This is a genomic window from Curtobacterium sp. AC272 (assembly GCF_979258155.1).
Genome location: NZ_OZ409838.1, coordinates 680,495 through 696,086 on the forward strand (window position 1 = coordinate 680,495; position 15,592 = coordinate 696,086).

Sequence of the window (15,592 nt, forward strand, 5' to 3'; positions counted from 1 at the left end):
GCGTGCGAGCGGTCGATCGTCGGGACGCGTCCGTCGTCCTCGATGCGCTGCGCACCGAGGAGGTTCGCCGCGAACAGCGCTCCGCCGCCGATCGCGACGAGCACGATCGCGGCGAGGACGAGCAGCAGCCGGTGCTTCACGAGGTGATCCGCGACCACACCTCGTCGGCCGACCGGATCGTCTGGTCGAGTGTGCCCGTCGCGTCGACGACGTGGTCGGCGAGGGCGAGACGGTCGGCGTCGCTCGCCTGTGCGGCGACTCGGCGCTCGGCCTCGTCGCGGGCCATCGCACGGTGTTCGACCAGCCGCTCGATGCGCTGCGCGGCGGGGGCGTCGACGACCACGACCGCATCGAACCGGAGCGGGCGGGATCCGCGGGCCTCGGCGAGCAGCGGCACGTCGTACACGACGACGGCGTCCGGGTCGGCGGCTTCTGCCGCGTCGAAGGCACGCTGGGCGAGCCGCCAGACCTCGGGGTGGGTGATCGCCTCGAGGTCCTTGCGTGCCGCCGGGTCGGAGAACACGATCGCGCCGAGCGCGGGACGATCGAGCGAGCCGTCGGCCGCGATCACCGAGGAGCCGAACCGCTCGGCGACCTGCGCGAGCCCGGGGCTGCCGGGTGCGACGGCGTCCCGTGCCAGCCGGTCGGCATCGACGACGATCCCGCCGTGCTCCGCCCACCGCTTGGAGACCGTCGACTTGCCCGCGGCGATGCCGCCCGTGAGACCGATGATGCGCACTGCGACAGGGTAACGACCCGCAGCGTGGAAACGCCGGAAGCCCGGCACCCCTGGGGGATGCCGGGCTTCCGGTCAGTGCGACTCGCTCGATCAGTTGGTCGAGCTGAGCTTCTCGCGGAGCGCCGCCAGCGAAGCGTCGTCGGCGAGGGGCTTGCACCACCGGTCTCGCTCGAGAACGACGACGACGAGGAAGCGGACGACGTCGAAGCGCCGGCCGGGAGGTCGAAGCCACCCTTTTCCTCGTCGGCGATGGTCTTCGCGACCTGCGCCTTGTGGGCTTCCCAACGACCCTGGGCGGCCGCGTACTGGCCCTCCCACTCGGTGCGCTGGGTGTCGTAGCCCTCGAGCCACTCGTTCGTCTCCGGGTCGAAGCCGTCCGGGTACTTGTAGTCACCCTTGTCGTCGTACTCGGTCGGCATACCGTAGAGCGCCGGGTCGAACTCGGTGCCCTCGGGGTCCACGCCCTCGTTCGCCTGCTTGAGGCTGAGCGAGATGCGGCGACGGTCGAGGTCGATGTCGATGATCTTGACGAAGACCTCGTCGTTGACCGAGACGACCTGCTCGGCGAGCTCGACGTGCTTGTTCGAGAGCTCGGAGATGTGCACCAGGCCCTCGATGCCGTCGGCAACGCGGACGAAGGCGCCGAACGGGACGAGCTTCGTGACCTTGCCCGGTGCGATCTGACCGATCGCGTGGGTGCGGGCGAAGACCTGCCACGGGTCCTCCTGCGTCGCCTTGAGCGAGAGCGACACGCGCTCACGGTCCAGGTCGACCTCGAGGATCTCGACGGTGACTTCCTGACCGACCTCGACGACCTCGCTGGCGTGCTCGATGTGCTTCCAGCTGAGCTCGGAGACGTGGACGAGACCGTCGACGCCACCGAGGTCCACGAACGCACCGAAGTTGACGATCGAGGACACGATGCCCTTGCGGACCTGGCCCTTGTGCAGGTTGTTGAGGAACGTGGTCCGGGACTCGGACTGCGTCTGCTCGAGGAGCGCACGGCGCGACAGGACCACGTTGTTGCGGTTCTTGTCGAGCTCGAGGATCTTCGCCTCGATCTCCTGGCCGAGGTACGGCGTGAGGTCGCGGACGCGACGGAGCTCGATGAGCGAGGCGGGGAGGAAGCCGCGGAGACCGATGTCGACGATCAGGCCACCCTTGACGACCTCGATGACCGTGCCGGTCACGACGCCGTCGGACTCCTTGATCTTCTCGACGTCGCCCCATGCGCGCTCGTACTGCGCACGCTTCTTGGACAGGATGAGGCGGCCTTCCTTGTCCTCCTTCTGGAGGACCAGGGCCTCGACCTCGTCGCCGACCTTGACGACCTCGTTGGGGTCGACGTCGTGCTTGATCGAGAGCTCGCGCGAGGGGATGACGCCCTCGGTCTTGTAACCGACGTCGAGGAGGACCTCGTCGCGGTCGATCTTCACGACGGTGCCGGAGATGAGATCACCGTCGTTGAAGAACTTCAGGGTCTTCTCGACCTCGGCCAGGAAGTCATCAGCCGAACCGATGTCGTTGATGGCGACCTGCTTAGGAGCCTTGGTCGTAGTGGTTGTCATGTAGAGATTGCTCCGAACGGACATGAGTCGGGCCGTGGCGGGCGAGGAGCCGAGACCCCCGTGGTGCACCGCCGTGGCGATTGATTGTGTGACGCGGATTGCGCCGCACAAGTCTAACCGCACCGGCGGAGCCCCACAACCGGGCGTGTCACCCGCGCGTCAGCCGAGCAGCGCGCTCCGCAGCGTGTCGAGACCGATGCTGCCGAGGGCGAGCGCACGACGGTGGAACGACTTCAGGTCGAAGTCGGCGCCTTCGCGGGCGGCCACCTCGTCGCGGATCGACTCCCACACGCGCTGGCCCACCTTGTACGACGGCGCCTGTCCGGGCCACCCGAAGTACCGTGCGACCTCGAACTGCACGAACGCGTCGTCCATGTTGACGTTCTCGCGCATGAAGTCGAGGGCGTACTCCCACGTCCAGCCGCCGCCGTCCGGGTTGGTCTTCTGCAGGTGCACGCCGATGTCGAGCACCACGCGGGCGGCACGCATGCGCTGGCCGTCGAGCATGCCCAGCCGGTCGCCGTCGTCGTCGAGGAACCCGAGCTGCTCCATCAGGCGCTCGGCGTAGAGCGCCCAGCCCTCGACGTGTCCGGACGAGCCGGACAGCTGGCGGCGCCACGTGTTCAGTTCACCGCGGTTGTAGACGCCCTGGCTGATCTGCAGGTGGTGACCGGGGACGCCCTCGTGGTAGACGGTCGTCTTCTCGCGCCAGGTGCCGAACTCGGTGACGCCCTCGGGCACCGACCACCACATCCGGCCAGCGCGCGAGAAGTCGTCGGACGGCCCGCTGTAGTAGATGCCGCCCTCCTGCGTCGGGGCGATGCGGCACTCCAGCCGGCGGATCGGGTCCGGGATGTCGAAGTACGTGCCGGCCATCGCCGCGACGGAGGCGTCGCTCGTCTCCTGCATCCAGCGCTGCAGGGCGTCCGTGCCGTGCAGGATCCGCGACAGGTCGGTGTCGAGCACCTCGATGGCCCGGGCGACGCTCGCACCCGGCTCGATCCGGTCCGCGATCCGCTCCTGCTCGTCACGCATGCGAGCGAGTTCCTCGAGGCCCCACTCGTACGTCTCGTCGAGGTCGACGACAGCACCGAGGAACCGGCGGGAGTGCAGCTCGTAGGCCTCGCGCCCGACGGCGTCGACCGGGGTGGCGAGCGGCAACAGCTCGTGCTCGAGGAACTGCCCGAGGCTCCGGTACGCGGCCGACGCGACCTCGGCCCCGCGGGTCAGCTCGGCACGGAGCGAGTCCGGCACGGGAGAGCCGTCGTCGAACGCCGCACCCTCGGCGAGCCGGCGGAAGAAGCCGTCCTCGGCACCGTTGCGGGCGGCCTGCTCCGCGACCAGGGCGACCTGCCGCTTCGCCGGGGTGACGTCCTCGCGCGTGCCCTCGAGCAGGGTCTCGCGGATGCCCTCGAGCGCGTCCGGCAGCGCGTGCAGTCGGCTGGCGACGTCGTGCCAGTCCGACTCGGTCGCCGTCGGCATCAGGTCGATGATCTCGCGGACGGACTGGGCCGGGCTCGCGATCACGTTGAGGTCGCGGAGGTGCAGCTTCCGCGCGTACGACTCCTGCACCAGGTCGAGTTCGGCGCCGAGGTCCGCCTTCGTGACCTCGTCGACGGGGTCCACCGCGGCCGCGGCGTCGAGCGTGCGCTTCGCGGCCCGTGCCGCGTCGGCCAGGGCGGCCGCGCCGGCGGGCGAGGTGTCGCCGTACTCCCCCGTGCGACCCGGCACACCGATGTACGTGGCCGTCGTCGGGTCGAGGTCGACGAGGGTGGCGACCCATCCCTCGGCCACGTGGTCGACGGCGGTCTGCTGGCGGACGGGACGCTCTTCGCTCATGCTCCGACCCTACCCACGTCGGCAGGCTCCGTTGGCCGGGCGCGCATCGGACGGGAGGCCCGGTGCCAGCTGGCACCGGGCCTCCCGTCCGTCCTGTGGTCGCGTCGCGACCCGCGGTCAGTGCGCCGCGCTCTCCCAGTTCGCACCGAGACCGACCGAGACGTCGAGCGGCACGGTGAGCTCCGCCGCGTTGCCCATCCGGGTGCGCAGGATCTCCTCGACGCGGTCCTGCTCGCCGGGCGCGACCTCGAGGATGAGCTCGTCGTGCACCTGGAGCAGCAGGTGCGACTCGAGTCCGCCGTCGCGCAGGTCCTGGTCGACGCCGAGCATCGCGATCTTCATGATGTCGGCCGCCGAGCCCTGGATCGGCGCGTTCAGCGCGGCACGCTCGGCGTTCTCGCGCAGGACGCGGTTCGGGCTCTTCAGGTCCGGGAAGGGGCGACGACGACCGAAGATCGTCTCGGTGTAGCCGTCCTCGCGCGCCTGCTCGACGACGTTGCGCAGGTAGTCGCGCACGGCACCGAACCGGGCGAAGTACTCGGTCATGAGCGTCCGGGCCTCGGACTGCTCGATGCGGAGCTGCTTCGACAGCCCGAACGCGCTCAGCCCGTAGGCCAGGCCGTACGACATCGCCTTGACCTTGGTGCGCATCTCGGCGGAGACCTCGGACGGCTCGACACCGAACACGCGGGCGCCGACGAAGCGGTGCAGGTCCTCGCCCTCGTTGAAGGCCTGGATGAGACCGGGGTCGCCGGACAGGTGCGCCATGATGCGCATCTCGATCTGCGAGTAGTCGGCCGTGATGAGCGTCGTGTACGGCTCCGCGACGGCGAACGCCGACCGGACCCGGCGTCCGACCGCGGTCTTCACCGGGATGTTCTGCAGGTTCGGGTCGGTCGACGAGATGCGGCCGGTGCTGCTGCCGGTCTGCTCGTACCGGGTGTGGATGCGCCCGTCGACGATCGCCGCGTCGAGCGTGTCGACGATCTGGCGGAGCTTCGTGGCGTCGCGGTGCTGCAGCAGCAGGCCGAGGAACGGGTGCGGGTGCTGCTCCTGCAGGTCGGCCAGGCTCGCGGCGTCGGTCGAGAACCCGGTCTTCGTCTTGCGGGTCTTGGGCATCGCGAGCTCGGTGAACAGGACTTCCTGCAGCTGCTTCGGGGACCCGAGGTTCACCTCGTGCCCGATCTCGGCGAACGCCTGCTGCGCCAGGTCGGCAGCACGCTCCCCCAGTTCCTTCGACAACCCCGTGAGCACCGGGCGGTCGATGCCGACACCGATCGTCTCCATGCTCGCGAGCACCGACACCAGCGGGAGCTCGATGTCGTCGAGGACCTTGAGCGACGACTCGTCGATCCGGGCACGGAGCGCCGTGGTGACCCGCAGGACGAACCACGCGTGCACGCCGACGTTCACCGGGTCGGTCTCCGGCACGAGCTGGTTCGGGTCGGCGGTGGGGAGCTCTTCACCGAGCTCCTGGTAGACGAGGTCGGCCAGGGGCTGCCCTGCTTGCCGGGCTGGGCGAGCCACCCCGTGATGCGGGCGTCGCCGGCGATGCCGTTCACGACGAAGCCCGCGGTCGCGAGCACCTTGATCGCGGTCTTGGCGTCGTGGAAGTGCTTCGGGGCGTCGGAGGCGAACCACGCCGACAGCTGCTCGTAGTCCTTCGCGCCGCTGCCACCGGGCACCTGGACGGCGTCGTCGTGCGTGGCGATGCCGATGGTGCTGAGTCGGCCGTCGATGACCTCGACCGCGACGCCGTAGCCGTTCGCCGCCTCGGACGCGTTGCGGCGCTCGAGCCAGTACCCGAGTTCCTCGTCGATCAGGGTCTTCACCGACGGCGGGGTCGCGGCACCGTCCGTCACCCCGCCCTCGGCCGGCTGCTCGGACGGCTCACCGGAGCCGGCGACCTTGAAGACGCGGTCGAGCAGCGTCCGGAACTGCAGCTTGGCGAACAGCTCGCGCACGGCGGCCTCGTCGAGGGGACGGAGCGCGACGTCGGCCGGACCGACGGGCAGGTCGACGTCGGTGACCAGGCGGTTCAGCCGGCGGTTGCGGACGGCACGGTCCTGCTGCTCGCGCAGGTTGTTGCCGACGACGCCCTTGATCTCGTCGGCGTGTTCGAGGACCCCCTCGAGCGAGCCGTACTGCGTGACCCACTTCACCGCGGTCTTCTCGCCGACCTTGTCGATGCCGATCAGGTTGTCGCTGGTCTCGCCGACGAGCGCGGCGATGTCCGGGTACTGGTGCGGCTCGATGCCGTAGCGCTCGTACACCTTGTCGCGGTCGTACCGGGTGAGCTCGGAGACGCCACGGACCGACGGGTACAGCAGCGTCACGTCGTCGTTGACGAGCTGGATGGCATCGCGGTCGCCGGAGACGACGTACACCTGGTACCCCTGCGCAGCACCCTGGGACGACAGGGTCGCGAGGATGTCGTCGGCCTCGTAGTCCTCCTTCGTCACGGTGGTGATGCCCATCGCCTCGAGCGCCTGCTGCAGCAGCGGGATCTGCCCCTTGAACTCGGCCGGGGTCTCGGAGCGGGTGCCCTTGTACGCCTCGTACTCACGGGTGCGGAACGAGAACCGGGAGATGTCGAACGCCACCGCCAGGTGCGTCGGCTTCTCGCGCTGCAGGAGCATGAGCAGCATCGAGATGAAGCCGTGGATGGCGTTCGTGTGCTGCCCGTCGCGGTTCACGAAACTGTCGACCGGCAGCGCGTAGAAGGCCCGGAAGGCGAGCGAGTGGCCGTCGATGACCATGAGGGTAGGCTTTGCGGAGTCCGACACCCGGACAGCCTACCGACGCCATCCGACACGGGAGTTCGAGCGCGTGACCGACGAAGCCACCATCACCGGGAACGTCGACGAGCGCCTCGCAGCCCGCGGGATGGGCGAGCTCGCCGACAAGATGGGCATGGTCATCACCGAGATGTCGGCCGACCGCGCCGTCGGCAGCATCCCGGTCGAGGGCAACCGCCAACCGGTCGGCCTGCTGCACGGGGGCGCCTACGTCGTCCTCGCCGAGAGCCTCGGTTCGATGGCCGCCAACGTGCACGCCGGCGAGGGCCGCTACGCCGTCGGCATCGAGCTGAACGCCTCGCACACCCGCAGCGCCACGTCCGGCACCGTCACCGGTGTCTGCACCGCGATCCACCTCGGCAACACGCTCACCACGCACGAGATCGTGCTCACCGACGACCAGGGGCGCCGCTGCTCCACCGTCCGCATCACCAACCTCATCCGCGAGGCACGCTGAACCCCTCGCACCGACGCAGGGAGTCCGTCATGGACTGGAAGATCGAACTCGTCATGGTCCCCGTCAGCGACGTCGACCGGGCCCGCGAGTTCTACGAACGCATCGGCTTCACGATCGACCACGACCAGCGCGTGTCCGACGACGTGCGGTTCGTGCAGGCCACCCCACCCGGATCGGCGTGCTCGATCGCGTTCGGCGAGGGCATCATGTCCCCCGACGTCCAGCCCGGGTCGCTGAAGTCCGTCCAGGTGGTGGTGCCCGACGCCGACGAGGCCCTCGCACACCTGCAGGGGCTCGGCGTGCACGCGATCGGTGTCGACGAACTGGCCTGGGGTCGCTTCGTCTTCTTCACCGACCCCGACGGCAACGCCTGGACACTCCAGCAGCTGCCCGCGCGCGGCTGAGGCGCCGAGCGCTCAGTCCTCGGGCGGACGCTGCAGCAGCAGCCGTGCGTCGCCGAAGCCGAGCCGTCGGTAGAGCCGTTCTCCGTCCACGCTCGAGGTGCACCGAGGTCCGCTCGACACCGAGGTCGTCCGCGATGTCGAGCAGCGTGGTGACGAGTCGTCCGGCGACGCCGAGCCCGCGCAGGTCGGGGTGCACGTAGACGGTCTGCACGTCGGCGGTCAGGCGTCGGCCCGGCCGGTCCGGGGTCGGCGGCCGGGCGACGAGTCCGAGCCACGCCATCCCGAGCACCGCACCGTCGCGCTCCGCGACCACGCACCGGTGCGTGTCCGGGTGTTCGAGTGCGAAGGCCGTCATCGCCGCGCGGTAGTCGTCCGGCGTCGCGGCCGGCTCGGCGCCGCCCTCGCCGACACTCCACCGCCACCGCAGGTCGGCCACCGCCGGCATGTCGTCAGGCCGGGAGGCCCGGATCACCACGTCGTCCACCCCTCCAGCCTGCCAGGTGGTCGCCTCCACCGCCCCGCGCGCTCGTCGCCGCGCGCGCGCATGCGTCCGCACACTCCGACAGAACACGCGTCGATCAACCGGTAGCTCGTCGCAACATGCACACGCACCGGATGCGTCCGCACACTTCGACAGAGCACGCGTCGATCGACCGGTGTCGTGTCGCAACATGCACACGCACCGAGCGCCCCGCGCGCCGGGAACGCAGCAGCGCCGCCGGACCGGGGTCCGACGGCGCTGGCGTGAGCGACGGGTGGTGCTACTTCTTGGCGCTGAGCTGCTCGATGATCGCCTTGGCGACGTCGTGCATGGTCAGACGGCGGTCCATCGAGGCCTTCTGGATCCAGCGGAACGCCTCGGGCTCGGTGAGGCCCATCTTCTCGTTGAGCAGGCCCTTGGCACGGTCGACGAGCTTGCGGGTCTCGAAGCGCTCGACCAGGTCGGCGACCTCGGCCTCGAGCGTGATGATCTGCTGGTACCGCGAGAGGGCGATCTCGATCGCGGGGAGCAGGTCGTTCGGGGTGAACGGCTTGACCACGTAGGCCAGCGCGCCGGCCTCGGTCGCACGCTCGACGAGGTCCTTCTGGCTGAACGCCGTGAGGAGGACCACCGGAGCGATGTGGTTCTTGGACAGCTTCTCGGCTGCGGAGATGCCGTCGAGCTGGGGCATCTTGACGTCCATCACGACGAGGTCGGGGCGGAGGTCGGTGGCGAGCTGCACGGCGGTCTCGCCGTCGCCGGCCTCGCCGACCACGTCGAACCCGTTGTCGCGGAGGATCTCGACGATGTCGAGGCGGATGAGCGACTCGTCCTCGGCGACGACGACGCGGCGCGGTGCTGTTGCAGTTGCTTCTGTGTCACTCACAGCCGCAAGCCTACTAGACGTCAGAAGTGCTTCATGTCAGCACACGGCTCAGGTTGCCAGAAAGCGTTGTACGGGTGGCGGGACGCGGTACCGGAACAGCCCCGCACGCCGTGAGCATGCGTTGTACGAGTGGCGGGACTTGAACCCGCACGCCGTGAGGCAGAGCATTTTGAGTGCCCCGTGTCTGCCGATTCCACCACACTCGCGAGACCTCCAGGCTAGCAGGACCCCCGCCCCTCGACCGCCGCCGGCAGCCGCAGCTCGAACACCGCACCGCCGAGCACGCCGGCTTCGCCGTCCACGCCGACCTCGGCGTGCTGCAGGGACCCGCCGTGCGCCTCGGCGATGCCCCGTGCGATCGGCAGACCCAGTCCGGCCCCGCCGGACCGGGCGTCGCGAGCGGCCTCGAGCCGGACGAGTCGGTCGAACACCCGCGCACGGTCCCGGGTCGCGATGCCCGGACCGTCGTCCGCCACCCGGACCACGGGGCCGGCCCCCGGATCGTCGAGGGAGACGACGATCCTGCCAGCGGGCCCCGCTGCTCGGGCGGCGTTGTCGACGAGGTTGCCGACGACCTGGGCGAGCCGCTCGGCGTCGACGTCGGCGGAGACGGGCCGCTCGGGCACCACGACCTCGAGTGCGACGGACGGCAGCCGTACCCGCAGCCGGTCGCCCTCCGCGACGAGGAAGGCACCGAGGTCCACCGGTCGTCGGTCGAGCTCGATCCCCCGGTCGAGCCGGGCCATCGTCAGCATGTCGTCGATGAGCCGCGCGGCTCGGTCGGCCTGGCGGACGACGTGCACGGCGAGCACCTCGCGCGTGGCGACGTCGCCGCCACCGTCGCGCACGAGGGTGTCGGCCGCTGCCCGGACCCCGGCCACCGGCGTCCGCAGCTCGTGCGCGGCGTCGGAGAGGAACGAGCGGACCCGTGCCTCCGCGGCGACGGCCTCGCGCTCCGCGCCCTCGACGGCGTCGAGCATCTCGTCCAGGGCGACGGCGACGCGGCCGATCTCGGTGTCCTGCCGCGAGGGCCGGAGTCGCCGTCCGCGGTCGCCGCCCGCGATCGACCGCGCGGTCGTCGCCATCTCGTCGAGCGGCCGCAGGGATCGTCGGACGACGAGCACCACCCCGAGGACGGCGACCCCGAGGAACGCCGCGGAGGCACCGCCCATCACCCAGCCGAGCTGCACCAGGGTGTCCTGCACGTCGCGGGTCCCGGCGGTCAGGGTGATGCGCGTGCCGTCGTCGAGTCGGCTCACGAGGGTGAGCACCCCGTCGTCCTCGCGCACGGACGACGACGTGACCGTGGCGCCGTCCTCGGTGGTCGTGGGCGTCGCCGCGGCCGTGGGCGTCGTCCCGCCGACGAGCCCGCTGCCCCGCGGCACCGTCGCCGGCAGCCCTCCCGGGTCCGGTGGCCCCGTCCGGAGCTGGTCCGGTGTCGGACCGGCCTCGACAGCCCCGCCGTCCGGCTGGACGATGCGCACCGACAGGCCCTGCGCGGAGAGCCGGTCGGCGAGGTCCTCGGCGTCGACGGTCCCGACGAGTGCGGCGGCGGCAGATGCGCGGTCGCGGAGCCGGTCCTCGGCCTGGGCGCGCAGCCGGATGCCGAGCAGCACCTCGACGGCGACCGCCAGCCCGGCGAGCAGCACCGCGAGCAGGACCACGATCGCGACGACCGTGCGCAGCCGCAGCGAGGTCGTGCGGAGCGCACCGTCGTGGACCCTCACGCCGCCGTCCGCTCGTCGCTCAGCCGGTACCCGATGCCGCGGACGGTGTGCACGAGCCGCGGCCCGTGCGCCTCCATCTTCCGTCGGAGGGCGCTGAGGTGGACCTCGACGACGTTCGCCGCGACGTCGTCGTAGCCCCACACCTGCGTCGTGATCTGCCCCTTCGACACCGTGCGGCCCCGGCTCTCGGCGAGGAACCGCAGCAGGCGGAACTCCGTCGCGGTGAGGTCGAGCAGGACACCGGCACGCCGAGCGGTGGCGGCGTCCGGGTCGAGGACGAGGTCGCCGACCTCGACGACCGACGGGATCCGCCCGCGCCGCCGGAGCACCGCCGTCACCCGCGCCACCAGCTCGGCCATCGCGAACGGCTTCACCACGTAGTCGTCGGCGCCCTCGGCGAACCCGCGCAACCGCTCGTCGAGCTCGTCCCGCGCGGTCATCATCACGACGGCGGCGTCCGAGGTGGAGCGCACCCGGCCGGCGAGCACGATGCCGCTCGGCCCGGGCAGCATCCAGTCCAGCAGGACGAGGTCGGGCGCGGCGCGGCGGAGGTCCTCGACGAGGTCGCGTCCGTCGGACGCCTCGGCGACGAGGAAGCCCTCGGCACGCAGGGTCGTCGCGACGGAGGTCCGGATGGAGTCGTCGTCGTCGACGACCAGGATTCGAGCGGGAACAGGCACGGCGGACACCGTAGGGCGCTCCGGCGGCCACCGAGCATGGAGGACGCTGGAGAACCCCTGTGCTTCAGGCATGCTTCAGATTCGGACTCGAGCGTCGTCTCCAGTGGCGGATCACCCGGATCCGCCCGGACACGGAACGGATCCCCCATGCGCGACGAACGAGACGACTCGACCACCGCTGCCACCCCGCGACGCGGTGCCCTCCTGCGACGGATCGGCATCGGCACGGCCGCGGCCGCGGTCCTGGTGCTCGGCGGGTTCGGCATCGCCACGGCGAACGCCGCGACGACCACCCCGGCGCCGAGCACCCCGACGGGCGCACCGAGCGGTGCTCCGACCAGCGCGACCACACCGGCTCCGGCTCCGGCCGACGGCGACGCCGCGACGCTGCCCGCTCCGCCCGAGGGCGGCCCCGCGACGGCGCCCGGCTGCACGGCGCTGCCGAAGGCCGGCGGCCCCGCGACGATGCCCGCGCCGCCGAAGGGCGACGAGGGGAAGGCACCCACCCCGCTGAAGGACGGCGCGAAGCCCACCGCACCCACCCCGCCGAAGGACGGTGCGAAGCCCACGGCACCCACCCCGCCGGCTCCCGACGCGACCACGACCCCGGCGCCGACCTCCGGTTCCTGATCACCAAGCCGGGAGGCGCGCGCCGTCGGCGGTCTCGACCGCGCGGGGCGCGCCTCCAGGCCGGGTCGTCCCGACCGGTTCAGGGACCCTCGAGCGCCTCGATCGCCGCCACGAGACCGGCCCGTCGCGGCGACCGCCGCGGCAGGACCGCGAGCAGCGCGCGGAGCACGCGCGCGTCCGCCGCCCCGTCCGGCGTCCGCGCCCACGCGAGCAGCGCCTCGACGCTGCCGTCCGCGACGACCGACTCGCGGAACCGACCGCGCACCAGGTCGCGCACGGCGTCCACCCCCGGCGCGGCCGACCCCGGCAGGACGGGCCCGGTGTACCGGTCGACGGCCTGGAGGCGCGCCCCGCGGTCGAGCGCGGACAGCACGGTGTCGACGTCGGTCGCCATCCCGGTCACCCGGTACGGTCGCGACGTCACGGTCACGCCCGACGCGTGCTCCGCGAGGACCCGTCGGAGCCGCACCACCTCGGCGCGCAGCGTCACGACGGCGCCGGCGTCGCCGTACACGGCGTGCGCGAGGTCGGCGGCCGCCAACCCGTCGGGGTGCGCGGCGAGGACGACGAGGAGCTCGGAGTGCCGCGCGGACAGGTGGACCCGGCGGTCGTGGACGCGCAGGACGGCGGTGTCGGTGCCGAGGACCGTCAGTTCCGCGCCGGGTGCGCGCGGCGTCGACGCGGCGGACGCCGGGAACCGGCTCGCGGCCAGGACGAGCTGTGCCTCGGCGGCGGCGACCGTGGCGGTGAGGAGCGAGAGGGTGTGCCGTTCGACGGCCCGGTCGTCGCCCGTCAGGTCGAGCACGCCGACGGTGGCCCCGTGGGCGTCGTGCACGGGCACGGCGGTGCACGACCACGGCTTGACGGCGTTTGCGTAGTGCTCGTCGGAGCGGATCTGCACCGGTCGATCCAGCCGCAGTGCGGTGCCGGGCGCGCTCGTACCGACGCGGTCCTCGGCCCAGTCGGCCCCGGGGACGAAGCCCATGTCCTCCGCCGCACGTCGGGCCGTCCGCGCGCCGTCGACCCACACCAGCCGACCCGAGGCGTCGCCGACGGCCAGGACACAGCCGGCGGACCGGGTGTCGTCGAGCAGCAGGTGCCGGACCACGGGCAGCAGGGTGGCGAGGGGGCCGTCCCGGCGGGCGGCGTCGAGCTCGTCGTCACCGAGTGCGAGCGCAGGGACCCCGTCCGGGTCGACCGCCGCAGACCGTCGCCAGGACGCGGCGACGAGCGGGCGGAGCCGGTCGGGTGCGCGCATGCGTCCTCCGATCGACCCCACCCGCCGCACCGTCGCGACGAGTCCGGCCAGCCTACGTCCGGTGCGCGACCGGGACCAGGCCGAGATCCGCCAGCTCGGCGTCGTCGAACATCCGCGACCGGGTCAGGAACCGCTTGCCCTCGGGACTCTCGACCGAGAACCCGCCGCCGCGACCGTCGACGACGTCGATCGTGAGATGAGTAAATTTCCAGTACTCGAACTGCGACACCGACATGTACACCTCGACGGGGTCGATGCCGTCGACCTCGAGTGCCCCGAGCAGGACGTCGCCGGAGCCGGTCCGGAACATGCCGACGGGGTAGCACATCGGGCTCGAGCCGTCGCAGCAGCCGCCCGACTGGTGGAACATCAGCGGGCCGTGCCGGGCGGCGAGGGTGCGCAGGAGCTCCCCGCCGCCGGCGTGACCGCCACGCGTGCGGTGTCAGGCATCAGAAGAAGCCCATCGGACCGTCGGCGTAGGACACGAGCAGGTTCTTCGTCTGCTGGTAGTGGTCGAGCATCATCTTGTGGTTCTCGCGCCCGATGCCGGACTGCTTGTACCCACCGAACGCCGCTCCCGCCGGGTACTGGTGGTACGTGTTCGACCACACGCGTCCGGCCTGGATGTCACGGCCGGCACGGTACAGCGTGGTGGCCTCGCGGCTCCACACCCCGGCACCGAGTCCGTAGAGGGTGTCGTTGGCCGTGGCGATCGCGTCGTCGTAGCCGCTGAAGGACGTCAGCGCGAGGACCGGACCGAAGATCTCCTCCTGGAAGATCCGCATCGAGTTCACGCCCTCGAACACCGTCGGCGTGACGTAGTACCCGCCGGAGAGCTCCCCGCCGAGGTCCGCGCGCTCGCCACCCGTGAGCAGCTTCGCGCCCTCCTGCTTGCCGATGTCGATGTAGCTCAGGATCTTCTCGAGCTGGTCGTTCGACGCCTGGGCGCCGATCATCGTGGACAAGTCGAGCGGGTGGCCCTGCTTGACGGCGCGCACCCGGTCGAGGCCGTCGGCGACGAACCCGTCGTAGATCTCCTTCGCCACGAGCGCCCGGGACGGACACGTGCAGACCTCGCCCTGGTTGAGGTTGAAGAAGGTGAAGCCCTCGAGCGCCTTGTCGTAGAACGAGTCCTTCTCGGCGGCGACGTCGGGGAAGAACACGTTCGGGCTCTTGCCGCCGAGCTCGAGCGTCACCGGGATGAGGCTCTGCGAGGCGTACTGCATGATCAGCCGACCGGTGGTGGTCTCGCCCGTGAACGCGATCTTCCGGATGTCCGGGTGCTGGGCGAGTGGTGCGCCGACCTCGATGCCGAAGCCGTTGACGACGTTGAGCACGCCGGCGGGCAGGAGGTCGCGGATGAGCTCGACGAGCACGTGGATCGACGCCGGGGTCTGCTCGGCGGGCTTCAGCACGACGCAGTTGCCCGCGGCCAGGGCCGGCGCGAGCTTCCACACGGCCATCAGGATCGGGAAGTTCCACGGGATGATCTGTCCGACGACGCCGAGCGGTTCGTGGAAGTGGTACGCCACGGTGTCGTGGTCGATCTCGCCGGCCGAGCCCTCCTGCGCGCGGATCGCTCCGGCGAAGTACCGGAAGTGGTCGATCGCGAGCGGGATGTCGGCGCCGAGGGTCTCGCGGATCGGCTTGCCGTTCTCCCACGTCTCGGCGACCGCGAGCATCTCGAGGTGCTCCTCCATCCGGTCGGCGATCTTGTTCAGGATGACCGCGCGCTCGGCGGCGCTCGTCCGCCCCCAGGTCGGGAACGCCTTCCAGCCCGCCGCCACCGCACGGTCGACGTCGGTGGAGTCACCGCGCGCGACCTCGGTGAAGACCTTGCCGGTGACGGGGGTGGGGTTCTCGAAGTACTGCCCGCTCGCCGACGGGACGTACTCGCCGCCGATGAAGTGGTCGTACCGCGATCGGTACTGCACGAGGGAGCCCGGTTCGCCGGGTGCGGCGTAGCTGGTGGGCGATGGTGCGATGGTCATGGTGGTGGCCTTTCGACGACGCTGTCGGGGCACGCACGGTTCGCGTGCTGCTCGCACCGTACGACCGCGGGGGTTGCATCCGGTTGCACGGGCTCACGCCGGCTCGGATCCGAGGACCGCACGGGCTCGCCGTC

Annotated in this window: 11 protein-coding genes, 1 tRNA gene and 3 pseudogenes; 3 read left to right on the forward strand and 12 right to left on the reverse strand. The window is 71.3% G+C overall.

Annotated elements, in window-relative coordinates; genetic code table 11:
• Positions 1-136: 136 nt before the first annotated feature.
• The 4 genes and pseudogenes from coaE to polA form a co-directional block, all read right to left on the reverse strand.
• A complete protein-coding gene (coaE, locus tag ACZZ0J_RS03425) occupies positions 137-739 on the reverse strand; it encodes a dephospho-CoA kinase (RefSeq protein WP_131920106.1) in 603 nt (200 codons plus the stop codon).
• A gap of 90 nt (positions 740-829) precedes the next feature.
• Positions 830-2,307, reverse strand: a pseudogene (gene rpsA / locus ACZZ0J_RS03430) (30S ribosomal protein S1).
• Between the two features lie 159 nt (positions 2,308-2,466).
• Positions 2,467-4,146 carry a DUF885 domain-containing protein gene (locus tag ACZZ0J_RS03435; RefSeq protein WP_463434863.1) on the reverse strand — a complete coding sequence of 560 codons (1,680 nt, stop codon included), beginning with the start codon at positions 4,144-4,146 and terminating at the stop codon, positions 2,467-2,469.
• Between the two features lie 117 nt (positions 4,147-4,263).
• A pseudogene (polA, locus tag ACZZ0J_RS03440) lies at positions 4,264-6,905 on the reverse strand (DNA polymerase I).
• 127 nt (positions 6,906-7,032) lie between these two features.
• Between polA and ACZZ0J_RS03445 the strand changes: the two are divergent.
• Together ACZZ0J_RS03445 and ACZZ0J_RS03450 are read left to right on the forward strand one after the other, a co-directional pair.
• Positions 7,033-7,401 (forward strand): PaaI family thioesterase, encoded by a 369-nt coding sequence (locus ACZZ0J_RS03445; protein WP_111084165.1) that lies wholly within the window; start codon positions 7,033-7,035, stop codon positions 7,399-7,401.
• A gap of 29 nt (positions 7,402-7,430) precedes the next feature.
• Positions 7,431-7,805, forward strand: a complete 375-nt coding sequence (locus ACZZ0J_RS03450; RefSeq protein ID WP_123339689.1) for a VOC family protein — start codon at positions 7,431-7,433, stop codon at positions 7,803-7,805.
• Here the strand turns inward: ACZZ0J_RS03450 and ACZZ0J_RS03455 are convergent.
• The 5 genes from ACZZ0J_RS03455 to ACZZ0J_RS03475 all read right to left on the reverse strand — a co-directional run bounded on the left by ACZZ0J_RS03455 (position 7,750) and on the right by ACZZ0J_RS03475 (position 11,579).
• The gene (locus tag ACZZ0J_RS03455) at positions 7,750-8,289 is read right to left on the reverse strand and encodes an N-acetyltransferase family protein (protein ID WP_463434866.1); all 540 of its coding nucleotides are present in this window, start codon (positions 8,287-8,289) and stop codon (positions 7,750-7,752) included. The genes ACZZ0J_RS03450 and ACZZ0J_RS03455 overlap by 56 nt on opposite strands.
• Before the next feature lie 277 nt (positions 8,290-8,566).
• The gene (locus ACZZ0J_RS03460) at positions 8,567-9,172 is read right to left on the reverse strand and encodes an ANTAR domain-containing response regulator (protein WP_071291723.1); all 606 of its coding nucleotides are present in this window, start codon (positions 9,170-9,172) and stop codon (positions 8,567-8,569) included.
• A 124-nt stretch (positions 9,173-9,296) separates the two neighbouring features.
• Positions 9,297-9,378, reverse strand: a tRNA-Leu gene (locus tag ACZZ0J_RS03465).
• Positions 9,379-9,390: 12 nt separating this feature from the next.
• On the reverse strand, positions 9,391-10,899 hold the full coding sequence (locus ACZZ0J_RS03470; protein ID WP_463434870.1) for an ATP-binding protein: 1,509 nt from the start codon (positions 10,897-10,899) through the stop codon (positions 9,391-9,393).
• Positions 10,896-11,579 (reverse strand): response regulator, encoded by a 684-nt coding sequence (locus ACZZ0J_RS03475; protein WP_243650050.1) that lies wholly within the window; start codon positions 11,577-11,579, stop codon positions 10,896-10,898. The genes ACZZ0J_RS03470 and ACZZ0J_RS03475 overlap by 4 nt, the downstream gene beginning before the upstream one ends.
• A 147-nt stretch (positions 11,580-11,726) precedes the next feature.
• Here ACZZ0J_RS03475 and ACZZ0J_RS03480 point away from each other — a divergent pair, with 147 nt between their 5' ends.
• A complete protein-coding gene (locus tag ACZZ0J_RS03480; protein WP_463434873.1) occupies positions 11,727-12,209 on the forward strand; it encodes a hypothetical protein in 483 nt (160 codons plus the stop codon).
• Positions 12,210-12,288: 79 nt separating this feature from the next.
• On the opposite strand, the gene ACZZ0J_RS03485 is transcribed toward ACZZ0J_RS03480, so the two are convergent.
• The 3 genes and pseudogenes from ACZZ0J_RS03485 to exaC form a co-directional block, all read right to left on the reverse strand.
• Positions 12,289-13,467, reverse strand: a complete 1,179-nt coding sequence (locus ACZZ0J_RS03485; RefSeq protein WP_463434875.1) for a GAF domain-containing protein — start codon at positions 13,465-13,467, stop codon at positions 12,289-12,291.
• A gap of 52 nt (positions 13,468-13,519) precedes the next feature.
• Positions 13,520-13,917 (reverse strand): annotated as a pseudogene (locus ACZZ0J_RS03490) (DUF779 domain-containing protein).
• Positions 13,917-15,458: an acetaldehyde dehydrogenase ExaC gene (gene exaC / locus ACZZ0J_RS03495; RefSeq protein WP_123294335.1), complete on the reverse strand. Its 1,542-nt coding sequence runs from the start codon at positions 15,456-15,458 to the stop codon at positions 13,917-13,919. The pseudogene ACZZ0J_RS03490 and the gene exaC overlap by 1 nt, the downstream one beginning before the upstream one ends.
• Positions 15,459-15,592: the final 134 nt, after the last annotated feature.